The following is a 19987-nucleotide window of genomic DNA, read 5'->3' as shown; positions in this document are numbered from 1 at the left end:
GGGAGAGTGCTTCACGTTAGAATCTCGGTTTCAAATATCGACTGGAGTTTATCATGACAGAATCCGATTTTCTGACCCTGGCAGATGCCGTATTGAGCGGCATTGAGGCGGCTCTGGAGCGCCCCGATATTGTCGATGCCGTGGATGTCGAATGCAGTCGTAGCGGCAACGTTCTTGAAATTGAATTTGTCGATACCGGCTCGAAAATCATCGTCAATAGCCAGGCACCAATGCGTGAAATGTGGGTCGCGGCAAAGTCGGGAGGCTATCACTACAAGTACGATGGACAACAATGGTGTAACACCCGCGATGACTCGGAATTATTCACCGCACTGTCGGCCATGATTAGCCAGCAAGGCGGTGCAGAGATATCAATCGCTGCACGGGGCGTTTAAAACAGTTCATTCTTGACATTATCCCGGATTTTTTCTGAATCCTGACCGAGTCCCGGTTGATCATTGATGCCCAGGCTGCTCACTCCCATGCCGGGAGGGTTCTCGGCGTAGTAGTAGTCACCGTTGGATTGGATAAGTCCTGGTGGCACCTCACGTTCATCGACAGGTATGTCTTTTAAAGTTTTTTGCATGTAGTTGATCCAGATCGGCAGCGCCAACCCGCCGCCGGTTTCGCGGTTTCCCAGGTTCTTTGGTTGATCGAAGCCGATCCAGGCAATACCCACCAGTTTTTGCTGATAGCCGGCAAACCAGGCATCGAACGAGTCGTTGGTCGTGCCAGTCTTGCCACCGATATCCGTGCGCTTTAGCACCAGCGCTTTTGTCGCCGTACCGGATTTGACGACATCTTTGAGCATACTGTCCATGAGGAATGCGTTGCGAACATCGATGACCCGATTCGCTTCATCGCCGGCCTTGTCCGGTACGACCTGCGACAGTATTTTGCCATCACTGTCGACGATTTTTGAGATCAGATAGGGACTAATCTTGTAACCGCCGTTGGCAAAAACGGCATAGGCGCCAGCCATTTGTAGCGGAGTCACTGCACCAGCACCCAGCGCAAGCGTCAGATACGCCGGATTTTTTTCAGCATCGAAACCGAAACGGGTTGCATATTCTTGCCCATATTTCGCGCCGATCTTGTTGAGAATTCGGATCGAAATCATATTTTTCGATTTCGTCAGGCCGCGCCGCATCGTCATCGGGCCTTCATATTTACCATCATAATTCTTGGGTTCCCAGGCCTGGCCACCGGTTTGGCCTGCACCGAAACTGATGGGCGCGTCATTGATGATGGTCGACGGTGATAGTCCCTTTTCGAGTGAGGCCGAATAGATGAATGGTTTGAACGACGAACCCGGCTGTCGCCATGCCTGGGTGACGTGATTAAATTTGTTGCGGTTGAAGTCGAATCCGCCAATCAGTGCGCGTATGGCTCCATCTTCGGTGCTGGCGGAAACAAATGCCGATTGCACCTCTGGCATCTGCGTAATACTCCAGGATTGACCATCCTGAATGATACGGATGATGGCACCACGTTTGACGCGGCGATTTGGTGGGGCTTTGTCGCTTAGTAAATTCGTCGCAAATGACAGGCCGGCACCGGTTATGGTGATGTCCTCCCCAGAGGCGAGTACCGCACGAACGCTTTTTGGTGACGCCTCCAGCACGACGGCTGCGATGATGTCATCGCTGTCGGGATGGTCGGCCAGTTCGACTTCAATGGCGTCTTCAGATTCGTCTTTGACTGCCGGAATATCCATATACCCTTCCGGACCTCGATAGCCGTGTCGCTTCTCGTAGTCCATCACGCCGCGCCGTAACGCAATGTAGGCGGCATCCTGATCTGCTTTGGTAATGGTGGTGAATACACTGAGCCCACGTGTATAGGTTTCTTCCTTGAATTGCTCGTAGACCAACTGCCGCGTCATTTCGGCAACATATTCAGCATGCAGCCCGAATTCGGTAGTGTCCGTCTTGATTTTGAGTTCTTCTTGCTGCGCTTCCTTAAACTGTGTCGTAGTGATGTAGCCGAGTTGATGCATGCGAACGAGAATATATTGCTGGCGTGCACGCGCGCGCTTCGGGTTGACCACGGGGTTATAAGCTGACGGGGCTTTCGGCAGTCCGGCCAGCATCGCGGATTCAGCAATGGATAAATCCTGCAATTTTTTCCCAAAATATATCTGTGCGGCTGACGAAAATCCATACGCGCGTTGCCCGAGATAAATCTGGTTCAGGTACACCTCCAGAATTTGGTCCTTGGTCAGATTCTGTTCAATTTTCCAGGCCAGTAAGACCTCGTACGCTTTGCGCTTGAGAGTTTGTTCGCTGGACAGGAAAAAATTCCGGGCAACCTGTTGCGTGATGGTCGAGGCACCTTGTCTGGCTCCGCCCATCAGGTTGTGTAATGCGGCTCTCAAAATTCCAAGATAATCAACGCCACCATGCTCGTAGAAACGGTCATCCTCAATAGCCAGCACGGCTTTCTTCATTATTTCGGGAATATCCTTGATGCGAACCAGATTGCGACGTTCCTCGCCAAATTCACCGATTAATACGTTATCGGCTGAAAAAATGCGTAAAGGGATTTTCGGGCGATAGTCGGTCAGGGAATCCAGGGGAGGCAATTTGGGGTAAGCCAATGCTAGTGTGAATCCGATAATCAACGCTGCGGCAAGAGCAAGTCCCGCGCCGATTCCGGCGAGTGCGAGCATGATTTTCTTAAGCATGCTGGAAGCAGGGCGTGAGGATTCTTCTCGCGACGGTATGGATTCAGACGTTTTTTTAGTGATCATTCTTGTAAGGGGAGGGTCGTAGTCCGATGCATTATAGCGGCACGAATCGCGCAGATTGGCGGGCCTCCGAAATACCACCGGATCCGCGAACGTCGACAAAGCTCGTCGGCTTTTGACAACGACATTGCAAATTACTTAGTGGAAATTGCTTTTACTTTCCCGGTCTTATTGCTAGGATTTAATGTACCTTTAAGAACTTTCTTTAAGCCTCGGTTTATTAACAGGATTTTGCTATCAGATTGACGATATGGTCCGGCAACGTTGACTTGTATTTAATCGCGCTGATTCACATAAAAATAACGTATGCAGGGGGTACTTTTGGCTCTTGATCTCGGATCATTGTTCGGCAGCAAAAACGCGCCAATGATTGGCCTCGATATCAGCACATCCGGCGTCAAACTAGTGGAGCTCGCCGAGGTCGGAAAAAATGAACTCAGACTGGAACATTACGCGTCAGAATCGTTGCCTCGTGGCGCTGTCGTAGACGGTAACATCGAAAATATCGAACAGGTTGCCGAGGCGGTCAGGCGAGTCTGGAAAAAGAGCGGAACACGTGCCAAGTTAGTCGCGCTTGGTATGCCACCAGCTTCCGTCATCACCAAAAAAATTGTCCTCCCCGGAGGGCTGTCCGAAGAAGATCTCGAGTTTCAGGTCGAAACCGAAGCCAGTCAATACATCCCATTTGCCCTTGATGAAGTAAGTCTCGATTTCGATGTCGTCGGTCCTGCAGCGCATTCTCCGGAAGATGTTGAGGTATTGATCGCCGCGACACGCAAGGAAAAAGTAGAAGATCGTGTCGCCGTCGCCGAAGCTGCCGGACTAAAGCCGGTTGTGATGGACATCGAGTCTTACTCCGCTCGTGCTGCACTTGATCGACTGGTGGCCCGTTCGTCGCAGGGCGGGCGAGGTCAGATCGTCGCTCTTTTTCAAATTGGCACGCAGGTCACCCATATTTCAGTGCTGCTCGACGGCCAGCCGATTTATGAACGGGAGCAACCTTTTGGTGGTCATCAACTGACACAAGACATCGTACGGACTTACGGACTGTCTTATGAAGATGCTGAGGCGAAGAAAAAATCCGGTGACTTGCCTGAAGGATATGAAGCCGAGTTGCTAGAGCCATTTCTTGATAATGCTGCGCTGGAGGTCACGCGGGCGATACAGTTCTTTTTTACGTCTACCCCTTACACGCGAATCGACGAAATTTTTCTCGCCGGAGGTTGTGCAATTCTTGCCGGCCTGACCGAGATAGTTGCCAGTCGGACCAAAATATCGACATCTGTCGTTAGCCCCTTCGATGGCATGCAATTTGGTGCCAATATTCGAGAAAAACAATTGCGCAACGAGGCGCCCGCCTACCTGGTTGCTTGTGGTCTGGCTCTGCGGAGGTTTGACTAATGATCCGGATTAATCTTTTACCGCACCGCGAAGAGCGACGAAAACAGCGCATCAACGCCTTCATTGCGATGATGGGAGTAACGGCGGTGGTGGGGGCACTGGTGGTATTGCTTGTCGGAGTCGTCATTGCCAATAAAATTTCTGCCCAAACGCAGCGCAATGATTACATCAAGGCGGAGAACATCAAACTCGATGAGGAGATCAAGGAGATCGCGACCTTGAAGGCCGAGATCGAGTCACTCAAAGCGCGCCAAAAAGCAGTCGAAGACTTGCAGGGAGATCGCAATCAACCGGTCTATTTAATGGATGAATTGGTCAAGCAAGTGCCGGAAGGGGTTTATTTGCGCGCCTTCAAGCAGGACGGACAGCGTGTTGTCCTGAATGGCTACGCTCAATCGAACGAAAGGGTGTCGGAGTTACTGCGTAACCTCAGCAATAACTCGCCTTGGCTGGAACGTCCTGATCTGATTGAAATCAAGGCCGCAAACATCGGGCAAGGCAAGGACGCCAAGCGGGTATTTGACTTCACAGTGAATGTCGGCATCAAACGACCTCGTGACAAAGACCAGCCTGTCGAGACTGGTACAACGGAAAAGACCACCGCGCCCGCGCCAGCAGAAGCGGTAAAACCAAAATAAATGAAGGATCCGAGATGGCAGATTTGAATAATTTCGGAGCGTCGCTGGCCGTCCAGTTTCGTGGCCTAAGCGGAAGGAATCCGGGTCTTTGGCCGGTCGCACCACGTTTGCTGTGCGGGGTTGGCGTGCTGGTGCTGGCATTGGTACTTGGTTGGTTTTTGTACTGGAGCGGGCAAGTCGACGAACTGGATGCTGGTGAGGCGGCTGAACTCACGCTCAAGAATGACTACAAGTCAAAGACCCAGCAATCCATCAACCTAGACGGCTTGCGGAAGCAGAAAGTCCAAGTGCGCGAATACGTCGCAACACTGGAAAAGCAATTGCCGAGCAAGGCGGAAATGGATGCACTGCTGTCAGATATTAACCAAGCCGGTGTAGGTCGTGGCTTGCAGTTCGAACTGTTCAAGCCGGGTCAGGTGGTGGTGCGCGACTACTACGCCGAACTGCCGATTGATATCAAAGTGACTGGGAATTACCACGATGTTGGTGCCTTCACCAGTGATATTGCCAACCTGCCGCGTATCGTCACGCTCAACAATATGAATCTGATCACAGGGACGACCGGTGCGCTGACACTGGAAGCCGTTGCCAAGACATTTCGCTATCTCGATCAGGATGAAATCCTCGCGCAGCGCAAAGCGGCCAGCGATAAGAAGGGAGGCAAGCCATGACCAGTTGGTGCCGCCCGGGAGTACGGATGTTTGCGGTATTGCTCGGTTTGAGTCTTTCCGGATGCAGTGATAACGGCGTACCTGACGTCAAGGTATGGATGGATGGTGTCCGCCAGCAAACCAAGGTGTCCATCCCGACCTTGTCTCCGCCGAAAAAATTCACCCCTTTTACTTATCAAGGGAAAAGTGCGGTCGATCCCTATAACCCGGGCAAGCTCGCCGTTGCGTTTGCGAAACTGCAAGCCAATAGCTCGGGTATGAAGCCTGATCTCGAGCGTCGTCGTGAGCCGCTCGAAGCCTATCCGATCGATACGTTGAAGATGGTGGGTACGCTGCAAAAGCCGGGATTGAATTACGCCCTGATCCTCGCTGACAAGACTTTGTTTCAGGTCAGGGCAGGGAGTTACATAGGACAAAATTTCGGCATGGTGTCGGGCATTACCGAGACTGCCGTTGAGTTGAAAGAAATTGTTCAGGATGCGTCCGGCGAGTGGGTCGAGCGCAAAGCGAAGTTAGAGCTGCAGGAGACCAAGAAATGACCGTGTTAAAACAGCAGTCTGGAAAATTCGACATGATCGCGCACAAGCTGCTATTCCTGTGCGCCCTCATCGGCCTGACCGGTGCGTCCGGGGCGGCGCAAGCGCAAGAAAATGCGATCCAGACGATTAGCGCCAATCAGCAGGGTGCCAATGTCATCGTCAAGATATTGATGAAAAATCCGGTCACCAAGCCACCGATTGGCTTCTCAATCAATAGTCCGGCACGCATAGCGATCGACTTTTCCGGCACCACGAATGCGACTGGCAAGTCAGCGCAGGACATTGGCCTCGGTGACGTACGCAATGTCAATGTTGTCCAGGCGGGCGAGCGTTCACGCCTGGTCTTCAATCTCGCGCGGCCACTTAACTATGCCACTGTGGTTGAAGGCAATGCCGTCACCATCACCATTGACGGATCGGGTGGCGTAGCCACGCCGGTCAATGCCGCTGGTGTCGCAGTCGCAGTCGATACAGCGAGCAAAGCGCCCCCGGGCAAGCTGCAAATCCGTGACATCGATTTCCGGCGGGGCGTTGCCGGCGAGGGACGGGTGGTCATTGATCTGCCATCGAACCAGATGGGCGTAGATGTGCGCCAGCAGGGACAAACTATCGTCGTCGATTTCCTGAAAGCCGGTTTGCCGGATGTCCTGCGCCGACGCATGGATGTCGGTGACTTTGGCACGCCGGTGCGAATTATCACCACTGCGCCGCAAGGTGACAACGTCCGCATGGTCATCGAGCCCAAGGGCTTGTGGGAACACAGTGCTTACCAGAGCGATACCCAGCTGGTCATCGAAGTGCGTCCCGTCAAAGAGGAGCCGAACAAACTGTCTCAGGGTACGCAAGGCTACCGCGGAGAAAAACTCTCACTCAATTTCCAGAATGTCGAAGTGCGTTCGGTGCTGCAGGTCATTGCCGATTTCACGGGTCTTAATATCATTACCAGCGACACCGTCTCCGGCAATTTGACGCTGCGCCTCAAGGATGTACCGTGGGACCAGGCCCTAGATATCGTGATGCAGGCCAAGGGACTCGATATGCGCAAGAACGGCACGGTGATCTGGATCGCGCCCAAAGACGAATTGCTGACCAAAGAAAAACTCGAACTTGAGCAGCGCGCGCAGATTGCCGAGCTCGAGCCACTGAAGACAGAAACTTTCCAGCTCAATTACCAGAAGGCCGAAGCGTTCAAGATGGTATTCGGTCTTGACAGTGGTTCCGGCGATGGCAAGAATCGTATCCTGTCCAAGCGTGGCAGCGCAGCGATCGATCCACGCACCAATAAGCTCATCGTGACCGACATCACGTCCAAGCTAGATGAAGTCCGCAAGCTGATTCTGATCACCGACGTAGCGACGCGTCAGGTACTGATCGAAGCGCGCATCGTCGAAGCTGACGACACCTTCAGCAAAAATCTCGGTGCCAAGCTGGGGTTTACGGACCTGCGCACGGCACGCGGCGGAGACAGTGGTTATCAGCTCGCGGGCAACACCCGTGTCGGACTGACCGGCAACTATCTTGGCGTTGGCGAGCAAACCGGACAGGCGACCATCACCGATGGCAGCTTCATACCGAACTCGCAATTCGTCAGTTTGCCGGCCGCAGGAATCAATGGCCTCAATGCGGGCAGCCTTGCTGTCAGCTTGTTTTCCGCTGCTGCCAATCGATTCCTGAATCTGGAACTGTCGGCACTCGAAGCCGATGGCCGTGGCAAGGTTATTTCGAGCCCGCGCGTCGTTACTGCCGATCAGCAACAAGCGCTGATCGAACAGGGCGAAGAAATTCCCTACCAAAAAGCGACCAGCAGTGGTGCCACGTCAGTGGAGTTCAAGAAAGCCAATTTAAAGCTCGAAGTAACTCCCCAGATCACGCCGGATGGCAATATCATCCTGACCGTGGACGTGAATAAGGACAGTCGTGGGGCACCGGCACCGGGTGGTTTCGCCATTAATACCAAGCACGTCAAAACCAATGTACAGGTCGAAAATGGCGGTACGGTTGTGCTGGGAGGTATCTTCACGCAGCGCGAGCTGGACTCAGTCACCAAGATTCCGTTCTTTGGCGATCTTCCTGTGGTGGGCAATTTGTTCAAGACGACGGGTCGCACCAATGACAAGACGGAATTGCTGATCTTTATTACGCCGAAAATTGTGGCGGACCGGTTGTCGGCGCGCTGATTGCGAGATGTGATTGACGGCCAACGTAGCGCTAACAATAAAAATTCAGGACTGAAAAATGACCAGTAAATTGAAGCGTATTGCTCTCGGTAAAATTGGGCTCGGCGCTCTTCTCGTCGCCAGTTTGGCTGCTTGCGGTGGCGGTGGCGGGTCCGCAGGAACGACGACGGGCGTTGGTTCCGGCACTGCGACGGGAACGAAGTCCGGCACGATCGCAGCTGCGGTGCTCACCGTGTCGGTCGTCGATGGGGCTGGTGCAACAATAACGGCATTGTCGGGAGGTGATGTCGGGACCGTGCGGGCAAAATTTGTAGATGCGACGGGAGCCGCGCTAGCAAACGCGGTCGTCCAATTTACGGTTGGTAGCGCAACACTGCTGCAATTTTCCCCGATATCTGGATCCGCATTGACAGACAGCACCGGCGTGGCGGTCATCAATGTCAAGCCCGTCGATTTTTCATCGGCCGGCGCTACAACGATTACCGCACAGGCTGTGCTCGGTGCCAAGACGGCTTCCGGCACGACAAATGTCTCGATAGGTGCTGCCAACCTGCTTGTCGGCGCGCTATCGTTCACGCCTTCGCCGAGCGGACCATTGTCATCGCTCAGTACGACGACGCTGAATATTCCAGTGACCAATAATGGACAGCCGGTCTCGATTGTCCCTGGCCTGAATCTTTCGTCGTTATGCAGCGGTGATGGCACTGCCGTTCTGACGCTGGGTAGTGTTGTGAGTGGTAATGCAACGGCGACTTATCTGAACAAGGGGTGTACACGCGGGACGGACGTGATTACCGCTTCGATCGGTAACTCGTCGAAAACCATTTCCATTGGCGTCAATGTAGCCAGCGCGGGTGCAATTAATTTTGTTAGCTCCAGTTCTCCGCTTTCTTCGCTGGTTCTCAAGGGGAGTGGCGGACTGGGCCGCAGCGAGTCGGCACAATTGACTTTTAAGGTGGTTGACCAGACCGGTGCCGGAATCCCTGGCGTGAACGTCTCTTTCGCTGCGACCACGACCACTGGTGGCCTCAAGGTCCTTCCCGCGCAAGCGACGACGGACAGTCAGGGAAATGTCACCACCAGCGTACAGTCGGGTACGATCCCGACGCCGGTGAAAGTAATTGCTCAAGCGAGCACCGCCAACGGCAGTACCGTAAGCGTGTTGTCGGACAATCTGACCATATCGACCGGCCTGCCAATCCAAAAAGCGATGTCGGTGAGTGCTAACAAGTACAACATCGAAGGCCTCGATTACGACGGCGTATCCGCGCTCATCACTGTCCGGATGGCTGACCAGTATGGCAATCCGATTGCCTCAGGTACGACAGTCAATTTCATTGCGGAAGGCGGGGCGGTCGGTTCATCAGCGCAAGGTGCTTGCCAGACCGACGCGTCCGGTCTGTGTTCTGTTTCGTTGTTTAGCCAATCCTTTCGACCAGCGAATGGACGTGTCACCGTGCTTGCTTATGCACAGGGCATCGAAGACTTCATCGATTCGAACGGTGACGGGCAATATTCCTGCAGTAATTTCACTAGCGGCGACAGCACAAGCCCTGCCGTTTTCAGACCGTTGATCGATACGTGTATTAGCGGTGGTGAGCCATTTACTGATCTGCCGGATGCCTTCCTCGATGCCGGTGTACTTACCAAAATCAACGGTGTCACCGGCACGGGAGGACTTGATGGGGTTTATGACGCGGCAAATGGCGACTTGCCGGTGCCATATAACAAATCGACATACAGTGCCGCCGGCGATGGTCGCTGGGGCATCAACTACATACGCCAGTCGCGGGAATTCATTTTCAGCGGTTCACATGCGACCTTGATTCGTCAGTTCTGTACGTCCACGTCGTGCCGCGACTGGAATCCGACTACCGATGGCAGTGCCGCTTCAGTGATCGCCGGACTTGCCGGACCTGGTTGCAGCGCGCAGACACTGGTGTTTCGTCTGACAGACATCAATAACAATCCTATTCCGGCGGAGAGCACCCTGTCTGCGGCCGATGCGAACAAAATCTCGGCAGGTACCTTTTATCCCGCTATCGTCCCATCGACTAACGAAGTCGGTGGCACGTTTCATCAGGTTACTATCAAGCCGGACACTACTTGCGCATCAGGGTCGGTCAACATTGTGGCGACCACGCCTAAACTTATCGGATCCGTATTCGGCTTCAGTTCAAATTGACAAAAAAAAATATTTTCCTCATCGGCCTGATGGGCTCCGGCAAAACGACAGTTGGCCGGGCCCTCGCCAGAAAACTCAACAAGCGGTTCATTGATTCGGATCACGAAATCGAGGCGCGTACTGGTGCTTCGATTCCGGTGATTTTCGAGGTCGAAGGCGAGGCGTCGTTTCGCCAGCGCGAAGCCGAGGTCATCAAAGACCTGACGGCACTCGACGATATCGTGCTCGCCACCGGCGGTGGCGCAATCCTCAATCCGGCCAGTCGCGCGCTGCTGGCAGAGCGGGGTACGGTCATTTACCTGCGTGCCAGTGTCAGCAGCATCCTGCATCGCACGAGTCACGACAAGAATCGACCCTTGCTACAGGGGCCGGATCCGCGTCGTCGTCTCGAAGACTTGTCCCGTCAGCGCGAACCGATGTACGCCGAGATTGCAGATATCGTGATCGATACCGGTCGCCCCAATGTACAATTTTTGGTCAATAACATACTGATGCATCTCGGGTTAGCACCCGACCGTTGCATCGAACCCTCGATGAATTCCCAATCCATGCCCATTTCCACCGTAACGCCAGCACCTGTCCCACGCGAGCCTGGCGCTGCACGCCCTGTGCCGGTCCGGTTGCAGGTCGATCTCGGCACCCGCAGCTACCCGATTACGATCGGCCCCGGCTTGCTCGACGATGCCGGTTTGCTGCGCCAGCACGTGCACGGAGAGCGTGTCGCAGTTGTCACCAATACCGTTGTTGCACCCTTGTACCTGGAACGTCTGACGCGCAGTCTCGCCGCTGCCGGCAAGCAAGTGACCACGGTCGTGCTGCCGGATGGCGAAGAAGAAAAAACCTGGCCCAACCTGATGGCGATTTTTGATGGTTTGCTGACCGACAAGTGCGACCGCAAGACCACGCTGATTGCACTCGGCGGTGGCGTGGTCGGCGACATGACCGGCTTCGCGGCCGCGAGCTATATGCGTGGCGTACCGCTGATCCAGATCCCGACCACCTTGCTGTCGCAGGTCGATTCGTCGGTCGGTGGCAAGACCGGCATCAATCATCCGCTTGGCAAGAACATGATCGGTGCGTTCTACCAGCCCCAGACCGTGATTGCGGACACCGCCACGCTCGATAGCTTGCCGGCGCGCGAATTGTCAGCAGGCCTGGCCGAAGTGATCAAGCACGGCGCGATTATCGATACCGTTTTTCTGGACTGGGTCGAAGCCAATATGGGGGCCCTGCTGGCCAGGGATGCCGTCGCGCTGACGCATGTGATCCGGCGTTCGTGCGAAATCAAGGCCGACATCGTGCGTCAGGACGAGCGCGAATCGGGCATCCGCGCCATCCTCAATTTCGGCCACACCTTTGCCCATGCGATTGAAGCCGGTCTCGGTTACGGCACCTGGTTGCATGGTGAAGCAGTGGGTTGCGGAATGGTGATGGCGGCCGATTTATCGTGCCGTCTGGGGCTGATCGATACTGTCGCGCGGGACCGTCTGGCACGGATCGTGAGCGCTGCGGGCTTGCCGGTCATTGCGCCTGACCTCGGACTGGCGACCTGGCTGGAACTGATGCAGGTCGACAAGAAAAACGAGGGCGGGGCGATCAAGTTCATCCTGCTGCAACCACTGGGCAGTGCCATCATCCGCACCGTGCCCGACACGGTGCTTGCGCATACGCTGCATGCGTGCGTACAGCGCGCTTGCTGACCAACTCAACGAGGTTTTGATGAATGATGAATTGGCGCCATACGCGGCCCGCCCTGACGCATCGCCCGGACGCCAGTTCGCCGAACCGGCGCCGGCCTCGCGCTCGGAATTCCAGCGCGACCGCGACCGCATCATTCACTGTGCCGCGTTTCGCCGGCTCGAATACAAGACGCAGGTGTTCGTTAATCACGAAGGCGACCTGTTCCGAACGCGCCTGACGCACAGCATCGAAGTGGCGCAAATCGCGCGCTCGGTGGCGCGCAACCTGCAGCTCAATGAAGACTTGATCGAAGCGATTTCGCTGGCACACGACCTCGGCCATACGCCATTCGGGCATGCCGGCCAGGATGCACTCAATGCCTGCATGAGCGACCACGGCGGCTTCGAACACAACCTGCAAAGCCTGCGTGTGGTCGATGTGCTGGAAGAGCGTTACGGTGCGTTCGACGGCCTGAACCTGATGTTCGAAACACGCGAAGGCATCCTCAAACATTGTTCGGCAGCGAACGCCCGCACGCTCGGTGCGATCGGCCAGCGCTTCCTCGACAAGAAGCAGCCGACGCTGGAAGCGCAGCTGGCCAACCTGGCCGATGAAATTGCCTACAACAATCACGATATCGATGACGGCCTGCGTTCCGGCCTGCTCACGGAAACGCAACTCGACGAGATCGATCTGTATGCGCGTCACCGGCGCGAAGTCGCGCAAGTTTATCCGGGCATCAGCGGTCGCCGTGCGATCAGCGAAACGATACGGCAGATGATCAATGCGCTGGTTGTCGACCTGATCGACACGTCCCGCGAGCGCATCCGGCAAGCCCGTCTGGAAAGTGTCGACGACGTGCGCAACGCGCCGCCACTGATCGCTTTTTCACCGGCGATGCAGGCGCAGGCGACACTGCTCAAGCAGTTCCTGCGCGAGAACCTGTATCGCCATTATCTGGTCAACCGGATGACCAGCAAGGCACGCCGTATCGTCACCGATCTGTTTACCGCCTTCATGGCCGAGCCCGGTCTGCTGTCGCCGGACTACGAGTCCCGCGAAGGTGATGCGACCAGCCAGGTGCGCAAGGTGGCCGACTACATCGCCGGCATGACGGACCGCTATGCGATCCGTGAACACCGGCGGATATTCAGGATGGACGAACTCTAAGCCGGGTCGGCCGTCGCAGCGAAAAATTTATTGATCAATGAGGTGCCGCAGCGGATGGGCATGGTCCGGCCAGACCGGCGCGAAATAGCCATCGACCATCTCCTGCGTTACGTCTTCCAAACCGGCCGGCTGCCAGTGCGGCTGGTTGTCCTTGTCGATCACCACCGCACGTATCCCCTCCAGTACCTCGCCCTGCGTGAAAGCGTGTCGCACCATCGTGCGTTCCATGCGCAGGCAGCCTGCAAGATCTTGCGCTGCGCCCTGTCGTAATTGGCGCAAGGTCACCGCCATCATCAGCGGCGAGCGCTTCTGCATCGTCGCCAGTGTCGCCTGAGCGAACGCACTGTCGTCGCCGGCCAGCGAGTCAGCAATCTGCGTGACCGACGCGAACCGGAAATGCGTGTCGATGCTCGCCTGCTGCTGCGCCAGTTTGCTCCCGGCCGGATCGCACAGGCTGGCAAACGGTGCGGCATACGCGCGAATGGCAGCGCGCACATCGCCACCTGAAAACTGATCGAGCAAGGCCTCCAGTCCGGCCAGCGCACCCCCCGGCAGGAACACATCGGCCAGTCCGGCGTAGAGCGCATCGGCAGCGCCTATCATCTCGCCGCTCACGCCCAGATACGTGCCCAGTTGCCCGGGTGTGCGCGACAGAAAATAGCTACCACCGACATCTGGGAACAAGCCGATATTGACTTCGGGCATGGCCATTTTCGTGCGCTCGGTGACGATCCGCAAGCGGTTCTGCGGACCACTTTGCGCCAGCCCCATGCCACCCCCCATGACGATGCCATCCATCACGGCGATCCAGGGTTTCGGATAAAAATGGATCAGGTGGTTCAGTGCATACTCTTCGGTAAAAAAATCATCCAGCGCTGCGCTGCCGCCTTGGGGCGTCGACCCGCCGGCCTGATGAAAAAAGCGGATATCTCCACCGGCACAAAACGCCTTCTCGGTGCTGCCGCGTAGGATCACAGTCTGGACGGCGGCGTTATCACGCCAGTCGAGCAGCACGTGAGTCAGGTCGCGCACCATCGCGAGCGACAAGGAATTGAGGGCCTTCGGACGGTCCAGTGTGATGTGGCCTGTTGCGTTGCGGATCTGGGTCTGGATGAGAGCGGTCATGGTCGGATTCGATTGTGCACAAGTCAATTGCGTGAAATTAAAAAGGGCGCAATCAATGCGCCCTAAATGGAATGTGCCGGTCTGCCCGGCAGCGGGTTCGATCAGGAGGAGGCGGCTATCACAACCGGGTCAGGGATGTGTTTGATGGCGTCGTGCTGATGATCCTGCAATTTGGTTTTGTACTTGATGACCTGGCGATCGAGCTTGTCGATCAGCGCATCAATTGCGGCATAAAGATCCTCCGCAATACTCTCGGCGTGCAAGTCTTTGCCGCGCAGATGCAGGTTGATTTCTGCTCGCTGCCGCTTTTCTTTTTCCGGGAGTTTTTCTACCGTCAGGATGACGGCAATATCAATGACATGGTCGAAATGGCGCTTGATACGCTCAAGCTTGCTTTGCACATATTCACGAATGGCAGGTGTCACTTCGAGGTGGTGTCCACTGATTGTGAGATTCATACAGCGCTCCTTTGAATAATGCCGATGGAGGTTCGGAGGTGACCCCGCTACGGAAGGGTAGCTTCGAACACAACGACAGTACAACATGACAAATGAAACTACAGAAACTACAGGGCCTTGCGCAGGTTGACGGGAGGGATTTTCAGGGCTTCGCGATATTTTGCGACCGTACGCCTTGCCACTACCATACCCTGTTCTCCCAGCATGTCTGCGATCTTACTGTCAGAAAATGGAATCTTCGGGTCTTCAGCTCCTATCAATTGTTTGATGAGTGCCCGTATTGCCGTCGATGACGCTTCGCCGCCCGTTTCGGTGGCAACGTGGCTGCCAAAAAAATATTTCAACTCGAACATGCCATGCGGGGTCAGCATGTATTTCTGGGTTGTCACACGTGAGATGGTGCTCTCGTGCAGTCCGAGTGTATCAGCAATCTCACGCAAGACAAGGGGGCGCATGGCGACCGCGCCATGGGAAAAAAAGTTCCGCTGACGCTCGACGATGGCCTGTGCAACCCGCAGGATCGTATCGAATCGCTGGCGCATATTTTTGATCAGCCACTTGGCTTCCTGCAGCTGCGACGTCAGCGATCCCTCACCTTTGCTCTGCTTGAGAATGTTGGCGTACATGGCATTGACCCGCAGTCGTGGCATCACGTCATGGTTGAGCATGACTTGCCAGCCGGTCTTGGTGCGCTTGACGATCACGTCCGGCACCACGTAGTCCGAGGTGCCGCCGCCGAAGATCGCACCCGGGTGCGGATTGCACTGGCGGATCACGCTCTGGGCTTCGCGCAGATCCTCGTCATCGCAGTCGAGGGCTTTCTTGAGCTTGCTGAAATCGCGCTGTGCAAACAGCGGCAGATAGTCCTCGACGATAACCAGTGCCATGCGCCGGGTCACCATCGCGATGCCGGGAAAACGCCGTATCTGCAGCGCCAGGCACTCGGCCGCGTGGCGGGCGCCGACGCCGGGCGGATCGAAGCTCTGCAGCAGTTTGAGCGCGATGGTCAGCTCTTCGGCTTCAACGTCGAGTTCGGCCGGCAAGCGCTCGAGCATGGCCTCCAGCGTATCGTCGAGGTAGCCATTGTCATTGAGCGCATCGATCATCAATTCGACCAGCGCGCGATCGCGCGGGTTGCGCACCGTGACGCGCATTTGCTCGAGCAGGAATTCGCGCAGCGTGGATTCGTGTGCTTCGAGCTGCGGCCTGGCATCGTCGTCTTCCGGCGCTTTCGAGGTGCGTGCAACGTCATCAAAACTCCAGTCCGCATCGGTGCTTGGCGTGGCGTCGCCGGCATCGTTCTGGTCCGGCGCGGGGGCTTCCGATTCGGACGATGAAGGCGCTGCGTTGGCGTCTTCGCTGGCCCCTTCCTGACGGATACCTTCGGCTCCGAGCGCGCCATCCGCCAGCAGACGGACCGAGTGATCGAGCGGATCGTCGAGCCGTTCCAGCAGCGGATTATCGGTCAGCATTTGCTCCAGTTCCTGATGCAGTTCCAGCGTCGACAGTTGCAACAGGCGGATCGATTGCTGCAATTGCGGCGTCAGCGCAAGATGCTGGGAGGTGCGGAGCTGGAGGGATTGTTTCATTCTTGTTTGTGCTTACATCCGGAAGTGTTCGCCAAGATAGACCTGGCGCACCAATTCATTGGCAATGATCGCATCCGGCTTGCCGCTGGCCAGCACTGCACCTTGATTGATGATGTAGGCGCGGTCGCAGATACCCAGGGTTTCGCGCACATTGTGGTCGGTGATCAGCACGCCGATACCGCGTTCTTTCAGGAAGCGCACGATGCGCTGGATTTCGATCACGGCAATCGGATCGACGCCGGCGAAGGGTTCATCGAGCAGCACGAAGCGCGGATTACTGGCCAGCGCGCGGGCAATCTCTACGCGGCGTCGCTCACCGCCGGAGAGCGACATGGCCTGGCTGTCGCGCAGCTTATCGATCTGCAAATTCTGCAGCAAGGTGTCGAGCCGTTCATTGATGACGGACTTGGTCAGCGTCTTGCCATGGTCATCGTGCTGCAGTTCCAGCACGGCGCGGATGTTTTCCTCGACGGTCAGCTTGCGAAATACCGAGGCTTCCTGCGGCAGATAGGACAGACCCAGCACCGCGCGTCGATGGATAGGCAGACGCGAGATATCGATGCCATCCAGACGGATTTCACCGGCGTCCGATGGCACCAGGCCGACGATCATGTAGAACGACGTCGTCTTGCCGGCACCGTTCGGCCCGAGCAGGCCGACCACTTCGCCGCTGGCCACATCGAGCGAGACATCGCTGACAACCTGGCGGATTCCGTAGCTTTTTTTCAGGCCGGTGACGATCAGTTTGCTGCTGCTATTGGTGAAGGAGTCAACCGGTGTCGACATGGCATTGATCATTTGGGCACACCCGGTGTGCGTGGCTGGATCGTCGCCTTGATGCGTCCGGCACCGGCCTTGCTGTCCTGTCCTGCGGGCGTGTTGTTGACCGAGAAAAATTCGCTGCGGCTATCGTAGGAAATGAATTCTCCTTCGACTTCGTCCGTCGGCGTCTTGCCATCGAGACGGCGCATCTTTGCCTTCGAAAACAACTTCACCAGTTCGGTCTTGCCATCGTATTCAATACGTTCGGCTTCGCCTTCTATCCACAGATTCTCGCCGCCATCACGCTTCTGTCGAAAGCTGGCCAGGCTGCCAGGTGCAGCATATAAGGTGGCGAACTGATAACCGGCCGGGTCTTGCACAACGACCACGCGTGCGGCTTTCATGAGCAGCGTGCCGCGCACGACCACGACGTCACCGGTGAAGGTATTGACCTGCTTGACGTCGTCGTAGGCCATTTGGTTGGCGTCGACGACAGTGGGTTTGTTGGAGTCAGCTTTTTCGGCATGCACCGCCGGCACGAAGGCCGCGTTGAACATGAACAGAAAAGCGAAAAAAAACGGTTTCATGAAAATTCCTGGTAGAGGCAGCGTAAGAGGTCATGCACAGTAGCTCATCGCGCTACGGCCGGCGCGAATACGCCGTGCACGCGATGGGCCAAATCGAGCTGGCGGGTGGCGTTGTTGGCGACCATGCCGGTGCCGTTCAGTATGGTGGTACCCATCAGCATTTCAACGGGCGTATCGGTTTTCATCACATCGTCATCAGGCAACAGCAGCAGATAGGCGGACTTGAGATGAAAGCGCTGGATGGAGCCGGACGCGGGCCGGTCGACATCCACGTTATCAATCATTTGTACTTCGCTGTTGTCGCTGTTGACCAGTGCACGTTCGGAACGCATCACCATCGTTGGCCGGTTATTCGACAGGTTGTAGATCACCGGCTTGGTGATTTCATACGAGTCGTCCATCGGCAAATGGGTCAGCACGTCACCGGAAATGTTGTAGCGTGCCGTGCGGTTTTTGGCCATCCGGACAAAGGTAAAATTTTTCACGTAGTAGTCGGGAGCGACGCGCGGCGCGTCAGGTGCATCGTTACCGCCGCTTTTGCGGATCACTTCGAGAACCCAGAAACTGCCGAGTGCCAGTGCCACGCTCAGCGCGATCAGGAACCCGAGCCGGAAGCGGTTGGCGGAACGCACTGCGCTCATGACAGATACGGTGCCAGTGCCGCCTCGTAGTTGCCCTGGGCGCTCAGGATCAGGTCGCACAGTTCACGTACTGCGCCGCGACCGCCTTGCGCGGTGGTGACAAAATGCACGCGCCGGCGTACCTCGGCATGGCCATTCGGTACGCTGGCGGCAAAGCCGGCACGCAACAGGATAGGCAGGTCGATGACGTCATCACCAATGAAGCCGCACTGGTCGGCCGTGAAGCCGGTCTGCGCCAGCAGTTGCTCGAAGCTCGCGCGCTTGTCGTGACTGCCTTGGAACACATGCGTGATGCCGAGGTCGCCGGCACGGCGCTGTACCAGCGGCGACTGGCGCGCGCTGATGATCGCCGTGGCGACGCCCGATTGCTGCAGCAGCCGGATGCCCTGGCCATCGAGCACATTGAAGGTCTTGATGAGCTCGCCGTCGGCACCAAAGTGCAGGCTGCCGTCGGTCAGTACGCCATCGACGTCGAAAATCATCAGCCGGACCCGGGCAGCGCGTGTAATGACATCCTGTAACTGGTCGGTCATCAGATCACCTTGGCGCGGGTCAGGTCATGGATGTGCAGCGCACCGACGAGCATGCCGGACGCATCGGCGACCAGCAACTGATTGATGCGCAGTTCTTCCATCACTTGCACCGCATCGACGGCCAGCTGGTCGGGAGCTATGGTGCGCGGATCGGGGTGCATCACGTCGGCCACCGTCAAGCGTGTGAAGTCCTGTACGTGTTCGATCAGACGGCGCAAGTCACCATCGGTGAAGACGCCAATCGGGCGGAATGACTCGTCCACGATAGCCGTCATGGCCATGCCCTTGCGGGTCATTTCGGCCAGTGCCTGCGACAGCGACACGGTGGCCAGCACTGCCGGGATTTCGCCGCCGCTGCGCATCACGTCGCGCACGTGGGTCAGCAAGCGCCGGCCCAGTGCGCCGCCCGGATGCGAGCGGGCAAAGTCTTCGGCGCGAAAGCCGCGCGCATCCAGCAGTGCCACGGCCAGTGCATCGCCGAGCGCGAGCGCCGCCGTTGTGCTGGTGGTGGGGGCAAGATTGAGCGGGCAGGCTTCCTTGTCGACAGCGACATTCAGATGCACGCTCGCGAGCCGCGCCAGGCTGGAGTCATCGTTGCCAGTCATCGTGACCAGGATCGCACCCATGCGTTTGATGCTGGGCACGATGGCCATCAGCTCGGCGGTTTCGCCGGAATTGGAAATGGCCACGAACACATCCTGCGGACCGATCATGCCAAGATCGCCATGGGCCGCTTCGGCCGGATGCACGAACAAAGAAGGGGTGCCGGTCGAAGCCAGTGTCGCAGCAATCTTGCGTGCGATATGACCGGACTTGCCGATGCCCGATACCACCACGCGACCGGTACAATCGAGCAATAGTCCGACTGCTTTGGCAAAGCAAGCGGCGCTGTTGCTGACGGGGTCGGACAGGCGTGCTTTCAGGGTCAGCAAGGCATCGGCTTCGATTTGCAGGGTCTCGCGGGCGAGGAGCAGGGCACGTGCCGCACGCTCGGCAGTGAAGGGGACTGTGACGGCGTCGGAAACGGATTTTTGTTGGGGTACACTCATGCCGGAAAGTATAAACGAATTACTAAAGCAAAA

At 56.6% G+C, this 19987-nt stretch carries 18 protein-coding genes; 9 read left to right on the top strand and 9 right to left on the bottom strand.

The window, feature by feature from the left end:
• Window positions 1-53 precede the first annotated feature (53 nt).
• Entirely contained in the window at window positions 54-395 is a 342-nt protein-coding gene (gene cyaY / locus RHM62_RS00490) for an iron donor protein CyaY (RefSeq protein WP_322123657.1), read from the top strand.
• Here the strand turns inward: cyaY and RHM62_RS00485 are convergent.
• A complete protein-coding gene (locus RHM62_RS00485) occupies window positions 392-2671 on the bottom strand; it encodes a penicillin-binding protein 1A (protein ID WP_322123656.1) in 2280 nt (759 codons plus the stop codon). The two genes, cyaY and RHM62_RS00485, sit on opposite strands and share 4 nt — an antisense overlap.
• 399 nt (window positions 2672-3070) lie before the next feature.
• On the opposite strand from RHM62_RS00485, the gene RHM62_RS00480 reads away from it, so the two are divergent.
• From RHM62_RS00480 to RHM62_RS00445, 8 genes are read left to right on the top strand one after another with little or no spacing between them, the layout of a single operon-like run.
• Window positions 3071-4150 carry a pilus assembly protein PilM gene (locus RHM62_RS00480; RefSeq protein ID WP_322123655.1) on the top strand — a complete coding sequence of 360 codons (1080 nt, stop codon included), beginning with the start codon at window positions 3071-3073 and terminating at the stop codon, window positions 4148-4150.
• A complete protein-coding gene (locus RHM62_RS00475; protein ID WP_322123654.1) occupies window positions 4150-4788 on the top strand; it encodes a PilN domain-containing protein in 639 nt (212 codons plus the stop codon). The genes RHM62_RS00480 and RHM62_RS00475 overlap by 1 nt, the downstream gene beginning before the upstream one ends.
• Before the next feature lie 14 nt (window positions 4789-4802).
• The gene (locus RHM62_RS00470; protein ID WP_322123653.1) at window positions 4803-5459 is read left to right on the top strand and encodes a type 4a pilus biogenesis protein PilO; all 657 of its coding nucleotides are present in this window, start codon (window positions 4803-4805) and stop codon (window positions 5457-5459) included.
• Between the two features lie 26 nt (window positions 5460-5485).
• Window positions 5486-5998: a pilus assembly protein PilP gene (locus RHM62_RS00465; protein WP_322123652.1), complete on the top strand. Its 513-nt coding sequence runs from the start codon at window positions 5486-5488 to the stop codon at window positions 5996-5998.
• On the top strand, window positions 5995-8175 hold the full coding sequence (pilQ, locus tag RHM62_RS00460; protein ID WP_416172278.1) for a type IV pilus secretin PilQ: 2181 nt from the start codon (window positions 5995-5997) through the stop codon (window positions 8173-8175). Before RHM62_RS00465 ends, pilQ begins: the two co-directional genes overlap by 4 nt.
• 58 nt (window positions 8176-8233) lie before the next feature.
• Window positions 8234-10360 carry an Ig-like domain-containing protein gene (locus RHM62_RS00455; RefSeq protein WP_322123651.1) on the top strand — a complete coding sequence of 709 codons (2127 nt, stop codon included), beginning with the start codon at window positions 8234-8236 and terminating at the stop codon, window positions 10358-10360.
• A 29-nt stretch (window positions 10361-10389) separates the two neighbouring features.
• Window positions 10390-12060: a bifunctional shikimate kinase/3-dehydroquinate synthase AroKB gene (aroKB, locus tag RHM62_RS00450; RefSeq protein ID WP_322125282.1), complete on the top strand. Its 1671-nt coding sequence runs from the start codon at window positions 10390-10392 to the stop codon at window positions 12058-12060.
• Window positions 12061-12079: 19 nt separating this feature from the next.
• Window positions 12080-13210, top strand: a complete 1131-nt coding sequence (locus RHM62_RS00445) for a deoxyguanosinetriphosphate triphosphohydrolase (RefSeq protein ID WP_322123650.1) — start codon at window positions 12080-12082, stop codon at window positions 13208-13210.
• A gap of 27 nt (window positions 13211-13237) precedes the next feature.
• Here the strand turns inward: RHM62_RS00445 and RHM62_RS00440 are convergent, their stop codons facing one another.
• From RHM62_RS00440 to RHM62_RS00405, 8 genes are all read right to left on the bottom strand, one after another.
• Entirely contained in the window at window positions 13238-14335 is a 1098-nt protein-coding gene (locus RHM62_RS00440) for an enoyl-CoA hydratase/isomerase family protein (protein WP_322123649.1), read from the bottom strand.
• A gap of 101 nt (window positions 14336-14436) precedes the next feature.
• Complete coding sequence (gene hpf / locus RHM62_RS00435; RefSeq protein WP_322123648.1) at window positions 14437-14793, bottom strand: ribosome hibernation-promoting factor, HPF/YfiA family; 357 nt, start codon at window positions 14791-14793, stop codon at window positions 14437-14439.
• A 107-nt stretch (window positions 14794-14900) separates the two neighbouring features.
• Window positions 14901-16382 (bottom strand): RNA polymerase factor sigma-54, encoded by a 1482-nt coding sequence (locus RHM62_RS00430; RefSeq protein WP_322123647.1) that lies wholly within the window; start codon window positions 16380-16382, stop codon window positions 14901-14903.
• A gap of 12 nt (window positions 16383-16394) precedes the next feature.
• Window positions 16395-17168: an LPS export ABC transporter ATP-binding protein gene (gene lptB / locus RHM62_RS00425; protein ID WP_322123646.1), complete on the bottom strand. Its 774-nt coding sequence runs from the start codon at window positions 17166-17168 to the stop codon at window positions 16395-16397.
• Between the two features lie 8 nt (window positions 17169-17176).
• Complete coding sequence (gene lptA, locus RHM62_RS00420) at window positions 17177-17731, bottom strand: lipopolysaccharide transport periplasmic protein LptA (protein ID WP_322123645.1); 555 nt, start codon at window positions 17729-17731, stop codon at window positions 17177-17179.
• A 44-nt stretch (window positions 17732-17775) separates the two neighbouring features.
• A complete protein-coding gene (gene lptC / locus RHM62_RS00415; RefSeq protein ID WP_322123644.1) occupies window positions 17776-18372 on the bottom strand; it encodes an LPS export ABC transporter periplasmic protein LptC in 597 nt (198 codons plus the stop codon).
• Window positions 18369-18905, bottom strand: a complete 537-nt coding sequence (locus tag RHM62_RS00410; RefSeq protein ID WP_322123643.1) for an HAD family hydrolase — start codon at window positions 18903-18905, stop codon at window positions 18369-18371. The genes lptC and RHM62_RS00410 overlap by 4 nt, the downstream gene beginning before the upstream one ends.
• A complete protein-coding gene (locus RHM62_RS00405) occupies window positions 18905-19954 on the bottom strand; it encodes a KpsF/GutQ family sugar-phosphate isomerase (protein ID WP_322123642.1) in 1050 nt (349 codons plus the stop codon). Before RHM62_RS00405 ends, RHM62_RS00410 begins: the two co-directional genes overlap by 1 nt.
• Between the last annotated feature and the right edge of the window lie 33 nt (window positions 19955-19987).

The organism is Actimicrobium sp. CCC2.4 (genome assembly GCF_034347385.1).
GTDB lineage: Bacteria > Pseudomonadota > Gammaproteobacteria > Burkholderiales > Burkholderiaceae_D > Actimicrobium.
This window is presented reverse-complemented; position numbering and strand designations above follow the sequence as displayed.